Origin of the sequence: Pseudomonas sp. NBRC 111124 (genome assembly GCF_001320245.1) — a bacterium.
In the GTDB taxonomy this organism is placed as follows: domain Bacteria; phylum Pseudomonadota; class Gammaproteobacteria; order Pseudomonadales; family Pseudomonadaceae; genus Aquipseudomonas.
Map to the genome: position 1 here is coordinate 104293 of NZ_BCBA01000107.1, position 19453 is coordinate 123745.

The 19453-nt window shown below is 63.2% G+C and carries 24 protein-coding genes and 2 tRNA genes; 10 read left to right on the forward strand and 16 right to left on the reverse strand.

The window, feature by feature from the left end; all coding sequences use genetic code 11:
• Positions 1-294 precede the first annotated feature (294 nt).
• Positions 295-597, forward strand: a complete 303-nt coding sequence (locus APH28_RS26840; RefSeq protein WP_060513440.1) for a hypothetical protein — start codon at positions 295-297, stop codon at positions 595-597.
• 159 nt (positions 598-756) lie between these two features.
• Complete coding sequence (locus APH28_RS26845) at positions 757-969, forward strand: cold-shock protein (protein ID WP_008100414.1); 213 nt, start codon at positions 757-759, stop codon at positions 967-969.
• 175 nt (positions 970-1144) lie between these two features.
• Here APH28_RS26845 and APH28_RS26850 read toward each other — a convergent pair whose 3' ends face one another.
• Complete coding sequence (locus APH28_RS26850) at positions 1145-1465, reverse strand: I78 family peptidase inhibitor (protein WP_060513441.1); 321 nt, start codon at positions 1463-1465, stop codon at positions 1145-1147.
• Positions 1466-1728: 263 nt separating this feature from the next.
• Between APH28_RS26850 and APH28_RS26855 the strand changes: the two genes are divergently transcribed.
• Complete coding sequence (locus tag APH28_RS26855) at positions 1729-1941, forward strand: hypothetical protein (protein WP_060513442.1); 213 nt, start codon at positions 1729-1731, stop codon at positions 1939-1941.
• On the opposite strand, the gene APH28_RS26860 is transcribed toward APH28_RS26855, so the two are convergent.
• The 7 genes from APH28_RS26860 to APH28_RS26890 all read right to left on the reverse strand — a co-directional run bounded on the left by APH28_RS26860 (position 1913) and on the right by APH28_RS26890 (position 8938).
• Positions 1913-2920 carry a nucleoside hydrolase gene (locus APH28_RS26860; protein ID WP_060513443.1) on the reverse strand — a complete coding sequence of 336 codons (1008 nt, stop codon included), beginning with the start codon at positions 2918-2920 and terminating at the stop codon, positions 1913-1915. The two genes, APH28_RS26855 and APH28_RS26860, sit on opposite strands and share 29 nt — an antisense overlap.
• A gap of 153 nt (positions 2921-3073) precedes the next feature.
• Complete coding sequence (rbsD, locus tag APH28_RS26865; protein WP_060513444.1) at positions 3074-3472, reverse strand: D-ribose pyranase; 399 nt, start codon at positions 3470-3472, stop codon at positions 3074-3076.
• Entirely contained in the window at positions 3469-4377 is a 909-nt protein-coding gene (gene rbsK / locus APH28_RS26870) for a ribokinase (protein WP_060513445.1), read from the reverse strand. Before rbsK ends, rbsD begins: the two co-directional genes overlap by 4 nt.
• Before the next feature lie 11 nt (positions 4378-4388).
• On the reverse strand, positions 4389-5411 hold the full coding sequence (locus tag APH28_RS26875; protein WP_060513446.1) for a LacI family DNA-binding transcriptional regulator: 1023 nt from the start codon (positions 5409-5411) through the stop codon (positions 4389-4391).
• A gap of 4 nt (positions 5412-5415) precedes the next feature.
• On the reverse strand, positions 5416-6411 hold the full coding sequence (locus tag APH28_RS26880; protein ID WP_060513447.1) for an ABC transporter permease: 996 nt from the start codon (positions 6409-6411) through the stop codon (positions 5416-5418).
• On the reverse strand, positions 6408-7961 hold the full coding sequence (locus APH28_RS26885) for a sugar ABC transporter ATP-binding protein (RefSeq protein ID WP_060513448.1): 1554 nt from the start codon (positions 7959-7961) through the stop codon (positions 6408-6410). The genes APH28_RS26880 and APH28_RS26885 overlap by 4 nt, the downstream gene beginning before the upstream one ends.
• Before the next feature lie 20 nt (positions 7962-7981).
• On the reverse strand, positions 7982-8938 hold the full coding sequence (locus APH28_RS26890) for a sugar ABC transporter substrate-binding protein (RefSeq protein ID WP_060513449.1): 957 nt from the start codon (positions 8936-8938) through the stop codon (positions 7982-7984).
• Positions 8939-9342: 404 nt separating this feature from the next.
• Here APH28_RS26890 and APH28_RS26895 point away from each other — a divergent pair, with 404 nt between their 5' ends.
• Positions 9343-10431 (forward strand): asparaginase, encoded by a 1089-nt coding sequence (locus APH28_RS26895; protein WP_060513450.1) that lies wholly within the window; start codon positions 9343-9345, stop codon positions 10429-10431.
• Between the two features lie 184 nt (positions 10432-10615).
• Positions 10616-10858, forward strand: coding sequence for a DUF1654 domain-containing protein (locus tag APH28_RS26900; protein WP_060513451.1), 243 nt, complete (start codon positions 10616-10618; stop codon positions 10856-10858).
• Between the two features lie 3 nt (positions 10859-10861).
• On the opposite strand, the gene APH28_RS26905 is transcribed toward APH28_RS26900, so the two are convergent.
• From APH28_RS26905 to APH28_RS26920, 4 genes are all read right to left on the reverse strand, one after another.
• The gene (locus APH28_RS26905) at positions 10862-11287 is read right to left on the reverse strand and encodes a GTP pyrophosphokinase (RefSeq protein WP_060513452.1); all 426 of its coding nucleotides are present in this window, start codon (positions 11285-11287) and stop codon (positions 10862-10864) included.
• 63 nt (positions 11288-11350) lie between these two features.
• A complete protein-coding gene (locus APH28_RS26910) occupies positions 11351-11923 on the reverse strand; it encodes an SPOR domain-containing protein (protein WP_060513453.1) in 573 nt (190 codons plus the stop codon).
• Between the two features lie 173 nt (positions 11924-12096).
• Positions 12097-12173, reverse strand: a tRNA-Val gene (locus tag APH28_RS26915).
• Positions 12174-12353: 180 nt separating this feature from the next.
• Positions 12354-12430: transfer RNA gene (locus APH28_RS26920), tRNA-Val, on the reverse strand.
• A gap of 202 nt (positions 12431-12632) precedes the next feature.
• On the opposite strand from APH28_RS26920, the gene APH28_RS26925 reads away from it, so the two are divergent.
• Entirely contained in the window at positions 12633-13916 is a 1284-nt protein-coding gene (locus APH28_RS26925) for an FAD-binding oxidoreductase (RefSeq protein ID WP_060513454.1), read from the forward strand.
• Positions 13917-14039: 123 nt separating this feature from the next.
• On the opposite strand, the gene APH28_RS26930 is transcribed toward APH28_RS26925, so the two are convergent.
• Complete coding sequence (locus APH28_RS26930) at positions 14040-14783, reverse strand: peptidase C39 family protein (RefSeq protein ID WP_060513455.1); 744 nt, start codon at positions 14781-14783, stop codon at positions 14040-14042.
• 156 nt (positions 14784-14939) lie between these two features.
• Here APH28_RS26930 and APH28_RS26935 point away from each other — a divergent pair, with 156 nt between their 5' ends.
• Positions 14940-15119 (forward strand): hypothetical protein, encoded by a 180-nt coding sequence (locus APH28_RS26935; RefSeq protein ID WP_060513456.1) that lies wholly within the window; start codon positions 14940-14942, stop codon positions 15117-15119.
• Positions 15120-15171: 52 nt separating this feature from the next.
• On the opposite strand, the gene APH28_RS26940 is transcribed toward APH28_RS26935, so the two are convergent.
• A complete protein-coding gene (locus APH28_RS26940; protein WP_060513457.1) occupies positions 15172-15924 on the reverse strand; it encodes a TerC family protein in 753 nt (250 codons plus the stop codon).
• A gap of 26 nt (positions 15925-15950) precedes the next feature.
• Entirely contained in the window at positions 15951-16190 is a 240-nt protein-coding gene (locus APH28_RS26945; RefSeq protein WP_060513458.1) for a hypothetical protein, read from the reverse strand.
• Between the two features lie 132 nt (positions 16191-16322).
• Between APH28_RS26945 and nhaR the strand changes: the two genes are divergently transcribed.
• From nhaR to APH28_RS26960, 3 genes are all read left to right on the forward strand, one after another.
• On the forward strand, positions 16323-17216 hold the full coding sequence (nhaR, locus tag APH28_RS26950) for a transcriptional activator NhaR (RefSeq protein ID WP_060513459.1): 894 nt from the start codon (positions 16323-16325) through the stop codon (positions 17214-17216).
• Between the two features lie 74 nt (positions 17217-17290).
• Positions 17291-18502: a serine/threonine transporter SstT gene (gene sstT / locus APH28_RS26955; protein WP_060513548.1), complete on the forward strand. Its 1212-nt coding sequence runs from the start codon at positions 17291-17293 to the stop codon at positions 18500-18502.
• 88 nt (positions 18503-18590) lie between these two features.
• Positions 18591-19238 carry a YceH family protein gene (locus APH28_RS26960; RefSeq protein WP_060513460.1) on the forward strand — a complete coding sequence of 216 codons (648 nt, stop codon included), beginning with the start codon at positions 18591-18593 and terminating at the stop codon, positions 19236-19238.
• A 5-nt stretch (positions 19239-19243) separates the two neighbouring features.
• Here the strand turns inward: APH28_RS26960 and APH28_RS26965 are convergent, their stop codons facing one another.
• On the reverse strand, positions 19244-19432 hold the full coding sequence (locus APH28_RS26965; protein ID WP_060513461.1) for a hypothetical protein: 189 nt from the start codon (positions 19430-19432) through the stop codon (positions 19244-19246).
• Positions 19433-19453: the final 21 nt, after the last annotated feature.

Below are 19453 nucleotides of genomic sequence, written 5' to 3' on the forward strand. Positions count from 1 at the left end.
CGTGGGTTGGGATGAGCCAGTACAAGATCCGACCTGCCTTCCCACAAGGGAAGCCTGCCTCACAGTGGCAGAAGCCTTTCGGCTTGCCAGGGACGAACCAGAGTGACTGGAAAGGAAAAAGCTGCGAGCTGCCTGTGGCGAGCTGCAAGCCGAGCATGCTAGCACGCGGGTTGCGTGGCCCGTAGAAATATTTGGAAATTGCACCGCTTCGGTGAACTATCGCGGAAAAAACCCTATCAGACTTTGGGAAGCAACCTACTCTTGTTGAGACCTTAACCCAAGGAGTAACTGGTTATGCGAGTACCATCCCTTCTGGCCCTGGCGGCCGCTGGCGCCCTGCTGCTGCCAATGACTGCCAACGCTGGCAACTTCCCAGCCGGGAAGGAGGCCCACTACATGACCCAGTGCCAACAGGTGGCCAGCGGCCAGGGCGTCGACGCCGCGACCGCGAAAAAGCACTGCGACTGCGGTGCCCAGGCCATCAAAAAGAATTTCACCGATAAGGAGATCGCAGATCTGGACAGCACTGACGGCGTGGACGCCAAGCTGATGCAGAAAGCACAGACCGTCGTGCAGGCTGCCTGTAAGCCGAAATGAGCCGTACGCCGGGGGATTCACGCATTATTTGCCGTGGATCAAAATCCTGCGAAGGTAAAAGGCGCTAGATGCGCAGAATTAGACTATGATGTTGTCCGTGCTCCGTAGCCTCGGCCACATTGCACTACTGAAAAATTAAAATGTCTGGAGATTCACCCCATGTCCAATCGCCAAAACGGCACCGTCAAATGGTTCAATGATGAGAAAGGCTACGGCTTCATCACCCCAGCAGGCGGCGGCGACGACCTGTTCGTACACTTCAAAGCCATCGAATCCGACGGCTTCAAGAGCCTGAAAGAAGGCCAGGCTGTTACCTTCGTCGCCGAGCGCGGCCAGAAGGGCATGCAGGCTGCACAGGTTCGTCCGGAGTAATTCGGGCAGCTGTAAAAAACCCGCCACTTGTGGCGGGTTTTTTTATGGGTGTTTGCCGCGATCCTGTGGGAGCGGGCATGCCCGCGAACACCGGCAACGCCGGTGCCATAGACCGCGATGCCTGCTTCGCGGGCTCGCCCGCTCCCACAGGGACAGCGCAAGCTTCAAGGGTGCATCAACCGCAGTTGACGCGAGTCACCACACCTTGCTCATCCACATTCAGGTTCAAGCGCTCGGAACGGTACTCCAAGGTCACCACGTCGTGCGGCTTGAGAATGCGCGCCATCTGCGAACCACTGGCCTTGCGCGCCTGTTCCAGCAGGTCGGCGCTGCCCGGCTTGCCGATGGCGAAGTCGGCACCGCTGGCCTCGCAGCGGCCATCATTGCCCGCCGATGCCTCAGGCGCCTTGCCACCCCCCGAATTGCCGCCAGTGCTGCAACCAGCCAGGACTGCAGCCACTGCCAGGGTTGCCAGGTAAGCGCGGGTACGGAACATGAATCCTCCTAAAAAAACGATCTGGGAACTGCCTGATCCGACAGCTCCGCCCGGAATTTGTTGCAAAACCGGACAAGTCTGCCTGAACTTGGCACCCCGGGGCCAAAGGCAATCGTGACCGAATTTTACCGCTCAACCGACGAGTCGCTTGGTTTGCGCTGCAAAGTCATGATTTACTTTAGGAAGTGAAGGCATAGTGCCTTCTTCGAACGCCAGGATCCGGTGTTCGCCCCTCCGTCCCGGGCCCGCAGCGAGAGCCTTTCATGAGCAGCCACAGCATCGACGCCGATATCAAGGTCAAATGGGCCGAAGGCCAGAGCGCCTACAGCCCCAGCACGCCCGAAGAGTTGCTGTTGATTGCCATCGACCTGCTGGTGCGCGACCGCGGCAGCGAGGCAGCGCGCAGTTTCATCGACCAGGTGTTCGAGCGCTTCGCGCCGCACGCGGCTATTGCAATCGAGCCAGGCGCGCGCTGAGCAGGTCGAAAAAGCCCTGAGCGTCACCCTCGTTGACCCACAGCACATTGGCCGGTTGCTTGAGCACGCCGTACCAGTCGGCGATGGTCTGGCCGAAGGTCGGGCCTTCGCGGCTGTCGACGCTCATGTGGATGCGCCGGCCGCTGAACAGCTCGGGCTTGAGCAGGTAGGCGATGACAGTCGCATCATGCACCGGGCCGCCGGGCATGCCGTACAGGTCCATGTCGTGCTTGATATATACCTTAAGGATGTCGACCACTTTCTTGCTGGCCTGGTTGTTCACGGCGGCTAGCTGCTTGAGGCGGGCGTCGCTGGTAAGCATCTTGTGGGTGACATCCAGCGGTATGTAAGTCAACTGCACGCCACTGGCAAGCACCACTTCGGCGGCATGCGGGTCGGCATAGAGGTTGAACTCGGCCGCCGGCGTCATGTTGCCGCCGTTGAAGTGGGCGCCGCCCATGATCACTACCTCCTTGATGCCCGTGACGATCTCCGGACGCTGGATCAACGCCAGGGCCAGGTTGGTCTGCGGGCCGAGCATGGCGAGGGTGATGCTGTGAGGCTTGGCGCTAGCCAGGGTGTCGACCAGGTACTGCACGGCATTACCCTCGGCCAGGGGCTGTTTCGGTTCATGCACTGGCACGCCGGCGAGGCCTTCTTCACCATGCACGTCGGCGGCGTAGATGGGCGTGCGCACCAGTGGGCGCCCTGCCCCGGCGTAGACCGGGATGTCTTCGCGGTTGGCCCACTCGCGCGCCAGGCGGGCGTTGCGTGAGGTCTTGTCCAGGCGCACGTTGCCGGCGACGGTGGTGATGGCGCGGATGTTGAACTCTTCAGGGGAGGCCATGGCCAGGAACAGCGCGACCACATCGTCGGCGCCGGGGTCGGTATCGATGATCAGGTCACGCGGCGCGGCCTGGAGGGTGTTGATGGCGGCTGCGGCCATGAGGGTGAGTCCTTGTAGCAGGGGTTTGAACATGGGGCACTCCTGTTGCCTCGGTAGTGTTTTCTGGGGCCGCTTTGCGGCCCAATCGCAGGCAAGCCAGCTCCCACAGGTATCGCGGTGCCTTCAGGCTATTTGCTATCCCTGTGGGAGCTGGCTTGCCTGCGATCGAGGGCGCAGCCCTTGCCTTCAGAAGGTGACGCCGGAAATCAGGGCGATATTGCTGTAGGGCTGGCATTCACCGGTGCGCACGATTGCCCGGGCGCTGCGCGACAGCGCTTTGAAAGCGTCATGGCTCAGCCATTCACGTTTGCCCAGCTTGCCCTTCAAGCGCTCGACCTCGACCAGCGCCGGCGGCACGACCTTCTGCATCTCTTCGGCCAGCACATGCCGCTCCACCTGCAGCTCGCTCAGCACCGCGCGCAGCACGCTGGCAAAATCCGGTATGCCCGCCGTCAAGGCCAGGTCGATCAGCTCGACACCTGGCGGCACCGGCAAGCCGGCATCGCCGATCACCAGAATGTCGCCATGGCCCATCCCGGCGATGGTGCGCGACAGAGCGACATTGAGCAGCGTGGTCTTCTTCATGGGGTCAGCTCCGCCAGATAAGGAATCGACGGCTGGGCACCGGCACGGGTAACGGACAACGCCGCAGCACGCTGACCGAACGCGATGGCCTCGCCCTCCCCTTTGCCCTGCACCAGCGCAGCGGCAAAACCGCCGATGAAGGTATCGCCCGCCGCCGTGGTATCCAGCGGCGTCACCTGAGGCGCCGGGAAATGCTGGCTGCCATCGCGGCTGACGAACAAGGCCCCTTGCGCGCCGAGGGTGATGATCACCTTGCCGGCGCCCAGTTGCAGCAAGCGCTCGCCGGCACGGCGCGCGCTGTCCAGGTCGTTGACTGGCTGCCCGGTCAGTGCCTCGGCCTCGCTTTCATTGGGCGTGAGGTAGTCGATCTGGGCAAACCAGTCCGCCGGCAACGGGCCAGTGGCCGGCGCCGGGTTCAGAATCACCTGCTTGCCCAACTCGCGCCCCCTGGCTAACGTCCAGGCCACGGTCTCGGCTGGCACTTCGAGCTGGCAGATGATCACCTCGGCTGCCTGCAGCAAGGCATCGAAGCGCCGTACCGACTCAGGCGTCAGCAACCCGTTGCCACCAGGGATGATGACAATGCAGTTCTGGCTGGCAGCATCCACGGTGATCAGCGCCACGCCACTGGACACGCCCGGGCACACGCTGACCGCCTGGCAATCGATGCCTTCCACTTCCAAGGCCTGGCGCAGCTGCTGGCCGTAGGCGTCATCGCCGATGTTGCCCACCATTGCCACGCTACCCCCCAGGCGCGCCACCGCTACCGCCTGGTTGGCACCCTTGCCGCCGGGCACGGTGAAAAAGCTTTCCCCGGCCAGTGTTTCACCGGCCCGTGGCAGCCGCTGGGCGCGGGCCACCAGGTCCATGTTGAGGCTCCCGACCACCACTACCTTGGCATTCATAGCGCAATTCCTTAGCGGTAATCATTGAACAGGTCCGGGCGCGGCCCGGTGGATTCACGCAGCACGATGCGCGGGGCGACGATGCGCTGCTCAGCGGCATCGCGGCGCGGCGTGGCGATGCGCGACAGCAGCAAGGCGGCAGCACTCTCGCCCAGCTCACGTATCGACTGGCCGACCGTGGTCAGCGGCGGGTACACATAGCGGCTCAGCTCGATGTCGTCGAAGCCGATCACCGACAGCTCGCCCGGCACGTTGATGTTGCGCTCGGCAGCGGCACGCAGCACGCCAAAGCCGATCATGTCGTTGCCGGCGAAGATCGCCGTCGGCCGCTCGCCATCGAGCAACCGCGCGGCGGCGGCATGGCCACCGGGGCTGGTGAAGTCGCAGTGCAGCACACGCCCGGCCAGCACCTGGGCATCGGCTTCAGCCATCGCCCGGCGGAAGCCACTCAGGCGCAACTGGGTGACGCCGGTTTCGGCCGGGCCGCCGAGGTAAGCGATGTCGCGATGGCCCAGCTCCAGCAGATGGCGGGTCGCCAGATAGGCGCCGTGTTCATGGTCGATGCGCACCAGGTCAGCATCGACGCCCTCAAGCTCGCGGTCGACGATGACCATCGGCGTGCGCACACAGGCCAGGCTTTGCAGCAGGTCGGCATCCTCGCCCACCGATGCCACTACCAGGCCGTCGATGCGTTTTTCCAGCAGCACGCGCAGGTAGCTGCGCTGCTTCTGCGGGTTGTCGTCAGAGTTGCACAGGATCACGCAATAGCCGTTGCGCTCGCAGGCATCCTCGATGCCCCGGGCCAGCTCGGCGAAGTACGGGTTGACGCTGTTGGGTACCAGCAGGCCGATAGTGGCCGTGCTGCGCGCCTTGAGCGAGCGCGCCACGGCGCTGGGCACGTAGTCGAGCTCAAGGATGGCCGCCTCGACCTTGAGCCGTACCTGCTCGCTCACGGGGCGGGTCTTGTTCAGCACATGGGAAACAGTGGTGTAGGAAATGCCGGCGAGGGCCGCGACGTCTTTGATGGTTGCCATGTTGTCAGTTCCGCCGGCCTGCACGCCGGCTGCGATAAGTGTCGAGCACCACGGCGATGACGATCACCGCCCCGGTGATGATGCGTTTGGTAGGTTCCGACGCGCCGATCTGCGCAAGGCCTGCGGCCAGCACGGAAATGATCAGCACGCCGAAGAAGGTACTGATGACCGAACCACGCCCGCCCATCAGGCTGGTGCCGCCGATCACCACGGCGGCGATCACCTGCAACTCCAGGCCGGAACCGGCATTGGGGTCGGCGGCTTCCAGGCGCGAGATCTGGAACAGCGCGGCCAGGCCGGCGAGCAGCCCCATCAGGGCGAACACCAGCACCTTGTATGGGCGTGGGTCGATGCCGGCCAGGCGCACGGCCTCTTCGTTGGTGCCGATGCCGATCAGGTAGCGGCCGAACACGGTGCGGGTCAGTACCAGCTGGGCCAGCACGATCACCAGCAAGGCGATGATGAAAGCCGGCGAGATGCCGAAGGCGACCGGGTCGGAGAACCAGGCGTAGGCATCGCCGATGTAGGCGGTGCGCGAGTCGGTGAACTGGTAGGCCAGGCCGCGGGCCATTTCCAGCACGCCGAGCGAGACGATGAACGACGGGATGCGCCAGGCCACGGTGACGCCGCCGGTGATGCTGCCGGCCAGGGCGGCGACGGCCATGCCGAGCAGGGCCGCAGGCAGCATGCCCCAGCCCCAGCTGAGGATCGCCACACTGACCGTGGAGGCCGCCAGCGCCAGTACCGAGCCGACCGACAGGTCGATGCCGCCGATGATCAGCACGAAGGTCATGCCCACCGCCAGCACCATCAGGTCGGGAATTTGGTTGGCCAGGGTGCTGAACGTGGCGTACGACCAGAAGTGGCTGCTCAGGAACGAGAACAGCACGATCATCGCCAGCAAGGCGCCAGCCAGGCCCAGGTAGGTGCCGAGGCCGAAGTAAGTGCCGCTGCGACGCACCGTTGCGCCGCTCGGGGTATCGAGGGGTGTGGTTTTCATGCATCCATCCTGGGCGCTGCTTCGTGCAGCAGGGCATCACGTTTCTGGTAACCGGCGAAGGCGGCGGCCAGCAGTTGGTCCTGGCTCCAGTGCTCGCGGTCGAAGGTGTCGATCAGGCGGCCGGCGGAGAGCACGGCGATGCGGTCGCAGATCAGCATCAGCTCGCGCAGGTCGCTGGACACCACCACCAAGGCCTTGCCCTGGCGCGCCAGCTCGGCCAGCAGGCCATAGATGTCGAACTTGGCGCCGACGTCGATGCCGCGGGTGGGCTCGTCGAACAGCAGCACCTGGCAGTCGCGCTCCAGCCAGCGGCCGATCACCACCTTCTGCTGGTTGCCACCGGACAACTCGCCGACCGCCTGGGCCGGGCTGGCGCTGCGGATGCGCATGGCGCTGATCTGGCGTTCGGCCAGGGCCTGTTCTGCCTCGCGGTCGAGGACCCCGGCGCGGGACACGGCGGGCAGGTTGCCGAGGGCGATGTTGGCGCTGATCGATTGCGTCAGCAGCAGGCCTTCGCCTTTGCGGTCCTCGGTGATCAGGGCAATGCCGGCCTTTACCGCTGCCTTGGGTGAATCGATGGTGACCGCCTTGAGCGGCTGGCCGACCTCGATGCTGCCGCTGTCGGCGCGGTCGGCGCCGTAGATCAGCCGCAGCAGCTCGGTGCGCCCGGCGCCGATCAGCCCGGAGACACCGAAGATCTCCCCTGCCCTGACCTGCAGCGACACCTCGCGCACCTTGTCGCCGCGGCACAGCTTATCGACCTTGAGCAACGGCGCACCGATCGTGCGCCGGCCCAGGTCGATATGCTCGCCCAGTTCGCGGCCGACCATCAGGTTGACCAGCTCGGCGCTGCTGTAACGCTGGATCGGCTCGTCGCACATCAACTGGCCGTCGCGCAGCACGACGATGCGCTGGGCCACGCGCTGCAACTCTTCAAGGCGGTGGGAGATATAGACGATGGCCACGCCGCGCTGGCGCAGGCGCTCGATCTGGGTGAACAGCAGCTCCACTTCGCGGGCGGTGAGCATCGCCGTGGGTTCGTCGAAGATCAGTACACGGCAATCGCCGATCAGGTTGCGGGCAATCTCGACCATCTGCTGATGGCCGATGCCCAGCTCGCCGACAGGCGTGTCGGGGTCGATGGCATCCAGGCCGACCTGGGCCATGGCGGCCGTGGCCAGCTGGCGCAGGCGCTTGTGGCTGATCCAGCCAAAGCGGCTGGGCAGGTTGTCGAGGAACAGGTTTTCCGCCACGGTCAGGGTCGGCAGCAGGTTGAGTTCCTGCATGACCATGCGCACACCGAGGCGCTCGGCCTCACTGCGGCTGGCTGGCGCGTAGGCCTGGCCGCGGTAGGTCATGTGCCCGGTGGTGGGGGTTTCCAGGCCACAGATGAGCTTGGACAGGGTGCTCTTGCCCGCGCCGTTCTCGCCGGTCAGCGCCAGCACTTCACCGGCGCGCAGGGCCAGGCTGACCTCGGCCAGCACCGGCTGTGCGTAAGTTTTGCCCAGCGCGCTGGCGGCAAGCACCACTTCATTGGCCGATGCGGGCATGGCCATCTCTCCTGCAGGGGTCAGGGCTTGGTGATCAGTTCAACCGGGGTCTGGATGACGTTGTCGGCGTCCACGTCCGGTTTCTCACCCTTGAGCACTTTCAACGCCGCCTGGATGCCGAACACCGCCTGTTGGCTGGCGGCCTGGTCGAGGGTGGCGAGCACGCGGCCATCCTTGAGCATCGGCTTGATGGCGTTGATGTTGTCGTAGCCCACCACTTGCACCTGGCCGGTCTTGCCGGCGGCGCGCACGGCCGAAACGGCGCCCAAGGCCATACTGTCGTTGCCAGCCAGCAGCGCCTTGAGGTCGGGGTATTCGTTGAGCATGGAGGCGGCGACGGCGTTGCCCTTGTCGATTTCCCAGTTGCCGGACTGCACCGAGACGATCTTCATGTTCGCGGCTTCCATGGCGTCCTTGAAGCCGGCGGTACGCTGCTGGGCATTGGTGGTGGTCGGCACGCCTTCGATGATGCCGACCTGGTCACCGGCCTTGAGCTTCTGCTGGGCCAGGTAGTCGCCGACCAGGCGCGCGCCTTTGCGGTTGTCAGGGCCGACGAAGGGCACGCTGATGCCTTTGCTCTTGAGCAGTTCAGGGTCCAGGCGGTTGTCGATGTTGATGACGATGACGCCCTGGTCCATGGCCTTCTTCACTGCCGAGACCAGCGCCTTGGAGTCGGCTGGCGCAATCACCAGGGCCTTGGCACCGGAATTGACCATCTGCTCGACGATGCGGATCTGTTCACCGGTATCGGTTTCGTTCTTGATGCCGTTGGCAACCAGCTCGAAATCACCAGGGTGCTCTTTCTGGTAGTTCTTGGCGCCGTCTTCCATGGTGCGGAAGAATTCGTTGGCCAGCGACTTCATGACCAGTGCGACCTTGGGTTTTTCCTCTGCGTGGGCCGCAGAGAGCGGCATGGCGAGGGACAGCGAGGAGATGACGGCGAGCGCCAGCAGACGACCGGGGAACGGCAGCTTCATGGGAGATGACTCCGAATCTTGTGTTTTTTATCGGATCGCAAACGTTTGCGTTGAGTGACTATGGAAACAAGACCTGGTTTTGTCAAATCCGTTTCGCTGTCGGGGTCAAGACGCTGCTGGCGCTGATTATCCGGAATTTTTCCGAAAAACCGAACACCTTTTCCTATGCTTGTTCGGGGTTCCGAATGGAATACACCCCTGTAGGAGCGGCCTTGTGTCGCGAAAGGGCTGCGCAGCAACCCCGGCAATTGCTCGGTGAAGCTGAGATCCCGGGGGCGCTTCGCACCCCTTTCGCGACCCAAGGCCGCTCCTACACACCTGACCGCGCACGGCTGGTACGGAATCTGCCTGTCAACCTGTGCGACACAGCAACCACCTCATCAGGAAGAGAGAGAACAATAATTATGAATGCTGCACTGAAGTCCTTTGCCCCCAGCGCCCTGGCGCTGCTGCTGATCCTGCCCACCACTGCCTCGGCCAAGGAAGCCGAAACCCAGCAGAAACTGGCCAACGTGGTCATTCTCGCCACCGGCGGCACCATTGCCGGTGCCGGTGCCAGCGCTGCCAACAGCGCCACTTACCAGGCTGCCAAGCTTGGCGTCGACAAACTGATTGCCGGCGTGCCGGAACTGGCCGACCTGGCCAATGTAAGCGGTGAGCAGGTGATGCAGATCGCCTCCGAGAGCATCACCAACGACGACTTGCTGAAACTGGCCAAGCGCGTCGCCGAGCTTGCCGACAGCAAAGACGTCGACGGCATTGTCATCACCCACGGCACCGACACCCTGGAAGAAACCGCCTACTTCCTCAACCTGGTGGAGAAGACCGACAAGCCGATCGTGGTGGTCGGCTCCATGCGCCCGGGCACGGCGATGTCTGCCGACGGCATGCTCAACCTGTATAACGCCGTGGCAGTGGCCAGCGACAAGCAATCGCGCGGCAAGGGCGTGCTGGTGACCATGAACGACGAGATCCAGTCGGGTCGCGACGTGAGCAAGTCAGTGAACATCAAGACCGAAGCGTTCAAGAGCGCCTGGGGCCCGATGGGCATGGTCGTAGAAGGCAAATCGTACTGGTTCCGCCTGCCGGCCAAGCGCCATACCACCCAGTCGGAATTCGACATCAAGCAGATCAGCAGCCTGCCGCAGGTGGACATTGCCTACAGCTACGGCAACGTCAGCGACACCGCGTACAAGGCGCTGGCGCAGAGCGGCGCGAAGGCGATCATCCATGCCGGTACGGGCAATGGCTCGGTGTCGTCGCGGGTGGTGCCGGCCCTTCAGGAGCTGCACAAGAACGGTGTGCAGATCATTCGCTCGTCCCACGTCAACCAGGGCGGTTTCGTGCTGCGCAATGCCGAGCAGCCGGATGACAAGTATGACTGGGTGGTGGCGCATGACCTGAACCCGCAGAAGGCGCGGATTCTGGCGATGGTGGCGATGACCAAGACCCAGGACAGCAAGGAGCTGCAGCGGATTTTCTGGGAGTATTGATTTTGCTATGACGTGGGCTGGTGCATTGCTTGCACCGGCCCTTTCGCGGCTAAAGCCGCTCCTGCAGGTACCGCATGACCCTGCGGGAGCGGGTTTACCGCGAAGAATCCAGCACCGACCTAGTTGCGAAATGCCTTGCCTTGAAATACTGTACGCACATACAGCACAACAAGGAATCGCCTCCGTGGCCAACACCGCCGAAGCTATCGCAAGCAGCTACCAACAACTGGGCCTGCGCATCCAGAAGATCATCAACAACCCCCTCGCCCAGCGCAGCCGCGCCGCGCTGATCTTCCGCCTGGAGCACGAGTCGCCCGATGACTGGGAAACCCTGCTCGAGGAAATCGCCGAGAACGACAACGTCACCCTCGCCCACCGGGACGATGGTGGCGTGCAGATCTTCTGGACCGTGCCGAAAGAAGACTGAGGCTCAGGCCAGCGCCTGCAGGTAGGCACTGGCCTCGCGATAACGGGCCAGCCGCGCCAGGTCGGCAGGGCCAGGTATGGGAATACGCGAGAGATCACTGTTGTCGGCCAGGTCGGCCAGCTTGACGGTGCGCGCCAAAGGGTCACTGCCCAGGCGCACGACGAAGTCCTGATAGGTTTCGCCCTTGTTCCGGCTCAGCGACAGCAAGGCGGCAAGAATTTTCAGGTTGAAGCCCTCTCGGGCCAAGTCGGAAAGCGTCAGCGACGTGTCTTCGATGACGTCGTGCAGCACGGCGACGATGCGCTGTTCTGGCGTGCTAACCCGCATCATCACCCGCAACGGGTGGAGGATATAAGCCGCCCCACCCTTGTCGTATTGCCCTTCATGTGCCCTGGCGGCCACGGCAATGGCCCGCTCCAGCGTAGACATGGAGGCCCTCCCTGTTTGGCTTGTCTCAGGCCAATCATAGCCGGGGAAGACTACAGATAACAGTTAACGCTGCGCACCGTGCTGGATAACGATTGAATCGGTACCCAGCTTGGCCATCACCTCGGCCCTGCGTGCTTCGGCTTCGGCCTTGCTGGGGAACGGCCCCATCAGCACCACCGGTTTGCCGTCTCGGTATTCGACCGAGGACGGGATGCCTTTCTCGATCAGGCGTGCAGTCATATCGGTCAGCGCACCCATGTTGGCGCCCTGGATCACTTCGACATCCCAACCTTCAGGGGCCGGCTGATCGGCCAGCGCTTCGGCGCGGCGCTGCAGGTCGGCACCACCGCAGTACTCGCGAATACGCAGGTTGTTGCCGCCGTCATCGACGATGATTTCGTATTGGCCATCGGCACCCTTGATTGCCACGTAGCTGCGGTAGGCCTCGTACTGGCCGGCATCGTCCTTGCCACGCACCTGGCCGCAAATGGTGCCCTTGGTGTCGATCCGCACGTTGCCGAACTTGGCGGTCTTGGGGTTGCTCAGGTGCTCGGCAACCTGTTTGTGCACACCCTCGACCTCGTTCTCACAGCCCGCCAGGGCCAGCACTGCCAATACCACTGCCAGTTTGCGCACGCGTGTACCTCCAGATTCGAAGGGGCGGATTCTACCATGGCGCCCAGAGCACCGCCCGCGACCAAAGGTTACACGCTGCTTCGAGGGAGGATTTTCGCGAGAGAAGCATGGAATGCAAAAAGGGCGACCCTTTCGGATCGCCCTTCTCGATGCCCGGAGACCGGGACTTTATTTGGTAGGCACAATTGGACTCGAACCAACGACCCCCACCATGTCAAGGTGGTGCTCTAACCAACTGAGCTATGTGCCTGTCGTGTGGTGCGCATATTAGAGATCGGATGCGTACCTGTAAAGCGTTTTTTTCAAAAAAATCAAAAACTTTCAGAAACCTACAGCCGCCAGTCGCCAGCAAAGCGAATGCGCCCATAATGCAAAAAGGGCGACCCTTGCGGATCGCCCTTTTCGATGCCCGGCGAACCGTGGCTTTGTTTGGTAGGCACAATTGGACTCGAACCAACGACCCCCACCATGTCAAGGTGGTGCTCTAACCAACTGAGCTATGTGCCTGTCGTGTGGTGCGCATTCTACGCAATCCAAAAACCCTGTCAACACTTTTTTTCGCGCTAACTCACTGAATCTTAAACTGTTTATAGAGAAGGGCCGACTCTGGGCCAGTAAAGGATTTTCAACGGACGACTAGCGGGTGTTTATTATTATTGATAGCATCGGTACATTCGTTAAAAATATAAAACACAGAGGTTCCTGCAGCATGGCTAACACCCCCTACCCCCAGTCCTACTACGCCGCCTCGGCCAACCCGGTGCCGCCACGTCCGGCGCTGCAGGGTGAGGTGGAAACCGATATCTGCATCATCGGTGCCGGCTACACCGGCCTGTCCAGCGCGCTGTTCCTGCTGGAAAACGGCTTCAAGGTGAGCATCGTCGAAGCGGCCAAGGTCGGCTTCGGCGCTTCGGGCCGCAACGGTGGCCAGATCGTCAACAGCTACAGCCGCGATATCGACGTCATCGAACGCACCGTCGGCCCCAAGGAAGCACAACTGCTGGGCCAAATGGCCTTCGAAGGCGGCCGCATCATCCGTGAGCGCGTGGCCAAATACAACATCCAGTGCGACCTGAAGGACGGTGGCGTATTCGCCGCCCTGACCAGCAAGCAGATGGGCCACCTGGAGTCGCAAAAGCGCCTGTGGGAACGTTTTGGCCACAATCAGCTGGAGCTGATGGACCAGAAGCGCATCCGCGAAGTGGTTGCCTGCGACAGCTATATCGGCGGCATGCTCGACATGAGCGGCGGCCACATCCACCCGCTGAACCTGGCCCTGGGCGAAGCGGCCGCGGTCGAATCGCTGGGCGGCATCATTTATGAGCAGACCCCGGCCATCCGCATCGAGCGTGGTGCCAACCCGGTGGTGCACACCCCGCAAGGTAAGATCCGCGCCAAGTTCATCATCGTTGCCGGCAACGCCTACCTGGGCAACCTGGTACCGGAGCTGGCGGCCAAGTCGATGCCGTGCGGCACCCAGGTGATCACCACCGAGCCGCTGGGCGAAGAACTGGCCCGTACCCTGCTGCCGCAGGACTACTGCGTGGAAGACTGCAACTACCTGCTCGACTACTACCGCCTGACCAGCGACAAGCGCCTGATCTTCGGCGGTGGCGTGGTGTACGGTGCGCGCGACCCGGCCAACATCGAAGCGATCATTCGCCCGAAAATGCTCAAGGCCTTCCCGCAGCTGAAGAACGTCAAGATCGACTACGCCTGGACTGGCAACTTCCTGCTGACCCTGTCGCGCCTGCCACAGGTCGGCCGCATCGGCGACAACATCTACTACTCGCAGGGTTGCTCGGGCCACGGCGTGACCTACACCCACCTGGCGGGCAAGGTGCTGGCCGAGGCCCTGCGTGGCCAGGCCGAGCGTTTCGACGCCTTCGCCGGCCTGCCGCACTACCCGTTCCCGGGTGGCCAGATGCTGCGCGTACCGTTCAGCGCCCTGGGTGCCTGGTACTACAGCCTGCGCGATCGTCTGGGCTTCTGATGCTGTAAGCAGGCCTGGCCTCTTCGCGGGTAAACCCGCTCCCACAGGGACCGCACAAGGTTTGAAACCAGTGCAGTATCTGAGGGAGCGGGTTTACCCGCGAAGGGGCCGGCGCAGGTAACTCTATTTATTCAGGCTGCGCACAGCCTGTTTTGCCGCAACCTCCTGGCCCGCCCGGGCCAGTTCGTCGGCAGCCTGCAGCCAACGCTGGCGGTCTACCTGGGCCGGCAGCTGGCGCGGGGGCTGCACCAGCACCGCCCAACTCCCCTCCTTCGCCCACGCCGAGGCAAAGTCGTCGAACGCCATCAACTGGCGCCGATGCATGCCTGAACGCAGCAGCACGCGCTTCTTGAAGCTGTCGTAGCCGATCAGCACCGCGTAACGCGGCTCGCTCCACCACGCCGAACCTTCCTCGTAGCGCAACAGCACCGGGTTGCCAGCGGCCACCTGCGTCAGCAAGGCATCCAGCTGCTTGTCCAGCGGGTACACGACCATGCCGTACTCACGCGCCACGCGCGGGATGCTGGTGTCCAGCGCATCGGCGCCCTTGGGCAGGTTCAACGGCTTGTCCAGCAGCCCCGGGGTGATCGGCGCACCTTGCTGGGAGAGCAGCGCGGCCAGGGCCATCGCCCCACTGTGGTTGGCATTGCCGCGGTAGAACGGCACGCTGCTGATTTCGACCCGCTGCGGCATGCCCTTGAGGCTTGCAGGCGGTGCGCTGGCGCAGCCGCCCAGGGTCGCGGCCACCAGGCAGACGGCCAACAGACGGCGTGGGACGACCACCCAGCTTTTGCAGGAATGTTGCTCCATGGACACTCGCTTGTTCCGGTGCCAGGCAGGCAGCGCCCGGCTCTGGCCACCGATCATAGGGCGCCGCGTTGCGCGGGTATAGTCTGACAAGAAAACGGAACCAATCGGCTTAAGCAATCGACCTTAGGTCAATGGAACGTCACGGCCGGGCAGCTAGACTAAAGGAGTGTCTGGAGGGCAAACCGCGGGTTGGCCCAAGAGAAGGAGGCACACATGAGCCTGACAATGGCAATCCTCATGCTGGTGGGTATGTGGCTGAGCGTCGCGGCCGCCATGCTGTGGGGCGTTCTGCGTATCGTGCGGCGTCATTCCCCGCAGCATCACCTGCCACCGCAGGCCCCGGCCAAGGCGCAGCCTGTGCACAGGGCACGGCGGCATGCCGGGGTACACTGAAGCGTTTTCACCTGAATGCGAACGGGGCGCCAAGCGCCCCGTTTTTTTTGCATCAACCTTCTGCGGCGTCGCGCTTGATCCGCGCCCGGCGAGCCAGGATGTTGAGCATCTCGATCACCGTCGAGAAGGCCATCGCCGCATACACATACCCCTTCGGTACATGGGCACCAAAACCTTCGGCGATCAGCGTCATGCCGATCATGATCAGGAAGCCCAAGGCCAGCATCACCACGGTCGGGTTGTCATTGATGAAGTTGGCCAGCGGGTCGGCGGCCACCATCATGACAACGACGGCGGTGATCACGGCAATGATCATGATCGGCAAGTGCTCGGTCATGCCCACGGCGGTGATGATGCTGTCGACCGAGAAGACGATGTCCAGCAACAGGATCTGGAAGATCGCGGCCGCAAAGCCCAAGGTGACCGTATTAGAGACCTTGGCTTCTTCCTTGGCGCCGTGCGGGTCGACGTTTTCGTGAATCTCCTTGGTGGCCTTCCACAGCAGGAACAGGCCGCCGGCGATCAGGATCACGTCCTTCCAGGAGAAGGCGTTGCCGAATACTTCGAACACCGGGTCGGTCAACTGCACGATCCAGGCCACGGTGCTGAGCAGGGCCAGGCGCATGACCAGCGCCATGCTGATACCGATACGGCGTGCCTTGGAGCGGTACTCCACGGGCAGTTTGTTGGTCAGGATCGAGATGAAGATCAGGTTGTCGATGCCCAGCACCACCTCCATGGCCACCAGGGTTGCCAGGGCGACCCAGGCGGTAGGACTAGCGGCGAGTTCCAGCAAGTATTCCATTGTTCATATCCTGAAAGGCGGTTGGGTCAGATTTCTTGGGTCTGTGCGTTCTTCTCGGCGTCCTTGGGCTTCTGGCCCTCGTGACCGATGGCATCGCTCAACGCCTGCTGGGCAGCCTTGTTGGTATCGTCGATGGCCTGCTTGGCTGACTGGGCAGCCTGGTCGAGCATCTGCTGGGCAGACTTCTCGGCCTGGTCGCAACCGGCCAGGCTGAACAGCGCCAGGGCCAGCACCAGCGGAGTGCCAATGGATTTGAGATGCAGCATGGTGTCCTCGCTTGAAAAGTCCCGACGGCGCGAAGCGCCTGATGGGGTCGCATTCTAAAGACGCCAATACTTCAGGAAAATTCGTATTTCCAGTGTGTATACTTCGGTTTTTACGAATCGGGACCCGCGTGCGTGCTCAACTACCGCCAACTCCACTACTTCTGGGCCGTGGCCAAGACCGGCAGCGTCACCCGCGCCAGCGAACAGCTGAACCTGACGCCACAGACCATCAGCGGGCAGATCAGCCTGTTCGAGCAGACCTACGGGCTGGAACTGTTCCAGCGGGTCGGCCGGCAACTGGAGCTGACCGAGACCGGTCGTCAAACCTTGGTCTACGCCGAGCAGATGTTCCAGATCGGCAGCGAGCTGGAGGCCATGCTCCGGGCCGGCCCGCAGGAGCAGATCCTGTTCCGCGTGGGGGTGGCCGACGTGGTGCCGAAGTCGATCGTCTATCGCCTGCTGGCACCGACCATGGAGCTGGACGAAGTACTGCGCATCAACTGCCGTGAAGACAAGCTCGAACGGCTGCTGGCGGACCTGGCCATCCAGCGCCTGGATCTGGTGATTTCCGACAGCCCGATGCCCAGCCACCTGGATATCAAGGGTTACAGCCAGAAGCTTGGCGAATGTGGCCTGAGCTTCTTCGCCACCCCGGCCCTCGCCCGGCAGCATGGCGGCCCCTTCCCCGCCTGCCTGCAGGATGCCCCGCTGCTGATTCCCGGCCCGGAAACCGTGGTGCGCAGCCGCCTGTTACGTTGGCTGAGCGAGCAGCAGGTGCAGCCCAGGATCGTTGGCGAGTTCGATGACAGTGCACTGATGCAGGCGTTCGGGCAGTCGGGCAGCGGGGTTTTCGTTGCGCCCAGTGTGATAGCCGAGGAAGTGTGCCGGCAGTATGGCGTGGAGCTGATTGGCCAGACCGAGGCGGTGCATGAGTCGTTCTATGCCATTTCGGTGGACCGCAAGGTCAAGCATCCGGGGATCGTGGCGATTACCGAGGGTGCGCGGCGAGAACTGTTTCATTGGTGAGTTCGCCGGCTTCGCCCTGCAAAGGTCTATGGTAAAGTCGCGCCCTTTTTGAAAATGCCGAGATGCCGCTGCACATGACGCCTGTTTTCCGCCTCCTCAACCGCACCAGTCTGGTGACCCAGATCGTCATCGGCCTGGTCGCCGGCATCGCCCTGGCCCTGCTGGCACCTGCCCTCGCCCGCGACCTGGCCTTCCTCGGCAAGGTGTTCGTCAGCGCCCTCAAGGCCGTCGCGCCGGTGCTGGTGTTCATCCTGGTCATGGCATCGATTGCCAACCACCGCCACGGCCAGGAAACCCACATCCGCCCGATCCTCTGGCTGTACTTGCTGGGCACCTTCGCCGCTGCCGTGGTGGCCGTGGTCGCCAGCATGCTGTTCCCTTCGCATCTGGCCCTGAGCACGGGCGAGGCGACCCTGAGCGCGCCGGGCGGCATTACCGAGGTGATGCAGAACTTACTGCTGAGCGCGGTCGACAACCCGATCAACGCTTTGATCAACGCCAACTTCATCGGCGTGCTGACCTGGGCCATCGGCCTGGGTGTGGCCCTGCGCCACGCCGGCGAAACCACCCGCACCGTGGTCGAAGACCTGTCCAATGGCGTGACCCTGATCGTGCGTGTGGTCATCCGCTTCGCCCCACTGGGCATCTTCGGCCTGGTCAGCTCAACCCTGGCCCAGTCCGGCCTCGGCGCCCTGCTCGGCTACCTGCACCTGCTCGGCGTGCTGATCGGCTGCATGCTGTTCGTGGCGCTGGTGATGAATCCGCTGATCGTGTTCTGGAAGATCCGCCGCAACCCTTACCCGCTGACCTTGCTGTGCCTGCGCGAAAGCGGCATTACCGCGTTCTTCACCCGCAGCTCGGCGGCCAACATTCCGGTCAACCTGGCGCTGTCGGAGCGCCTGGGGCTGCATGAGGATACGTACTCGGTGTCGATCCCGCTGGGGGCGACCATCAACATGGCGGGCGCGGCGATCACCATCACCGTGCTGACCCTGGCGGCGGTGCATACCTTGGGCATTCCGGTCGACTTGCCGACCGCGGTGCTGCTCAGCGTGGTGGCGGCAATCTGTGCCTGTGGCGCTTCGGGTGTGGCCGGCGGGTCACTGTTACTGATTCCACTGGCGTGCAGCCTGTTCGGCATCCCTAGCGAGATCGCCATGCAAGTGGTGGCGGTGGGCTTCATCATTGGGGTGCTGCAGGATTCGGCGGAGACGGCGCTGAATTCATCGACTGATGTGCTGTTTACGGCGGCCGCGTGCCTGGCTGAAGAACGGCGCAACAGCTGAGATTGCCGGGGCCGCAAAGCGGTCCCGATTGCCTTACACCGCGGCATTACCTACGCTAGTGGCCTTTCCCCAGCAATGAGACAGGGCCATGTCAGAACACGAAACCGCAGGCGAAGGCCGCTTCAGCAGCATCGAGATCCGTATTCTCGGTGCGCTGATCGAGAAGCAGGCCACCAGCCCGGAAAGCTACCCGCTGACCCTCAACGCCCTGGTCCTGGCCTGTAACCAGAAGACCAGCCGGGAACCGGTCATGAACCTCACCCAGGGCCAGGTCGGCCAGGCCCTGCGCGCCCTCGAAGGCCAGGACATGACCCGCCTGCAGATGGGCAGCCGCGCCGACCGCTGGGAACAGCGGGTGGACAAGGCGCTGGAACTGGTACCGGCGCAGCTGGTGTTGATGGGCCTGCTGTTCCTGCGCGGTCCGCAGACCGTCAACGAACTGCTGACCCGCAGCAACCGCCTGCACGATTTTGACGACATCGAGCAGATCCAGCATCAGCTGGAGCGCCTGATTTCGCGCGACTTGGTCCTGCATCTGCCACGCCAGGCCGGCCAGCGGGAAGACCGCTATACCCATGCCCTCGGTGACCCGGCGGAAATCGAAGCCATTCTGGCAGCGCGACAGCAGGATGGTGGTGCTCGCAGCAGTGGCGCCAGCGTGTCGGAAGAACGTATTGAAGCCCTGGAGGCGCGGATCGCGGCGCTGGAGGCACGCCTGGCCGAGCTCGAAGGCTGAGCGGCCTATGTTTCAGGGTCGGGGAAGTTGCGACAGCTCTTGCGCTCGGCCAGCTCCCGGTCACTGGGGCGCTGGTCGACGAACACGGTGCGGCCGTCGGCGTAGATTTCCAAGTAGCCCCAGTGCAGGTCCTGCTCTTTCTGCCCGGGCTTGGGGGGGACTAGCCACCAGGGTTCGCGGCTGATCAGGGTCATGGTGACGCTCCTGAGGGTGTC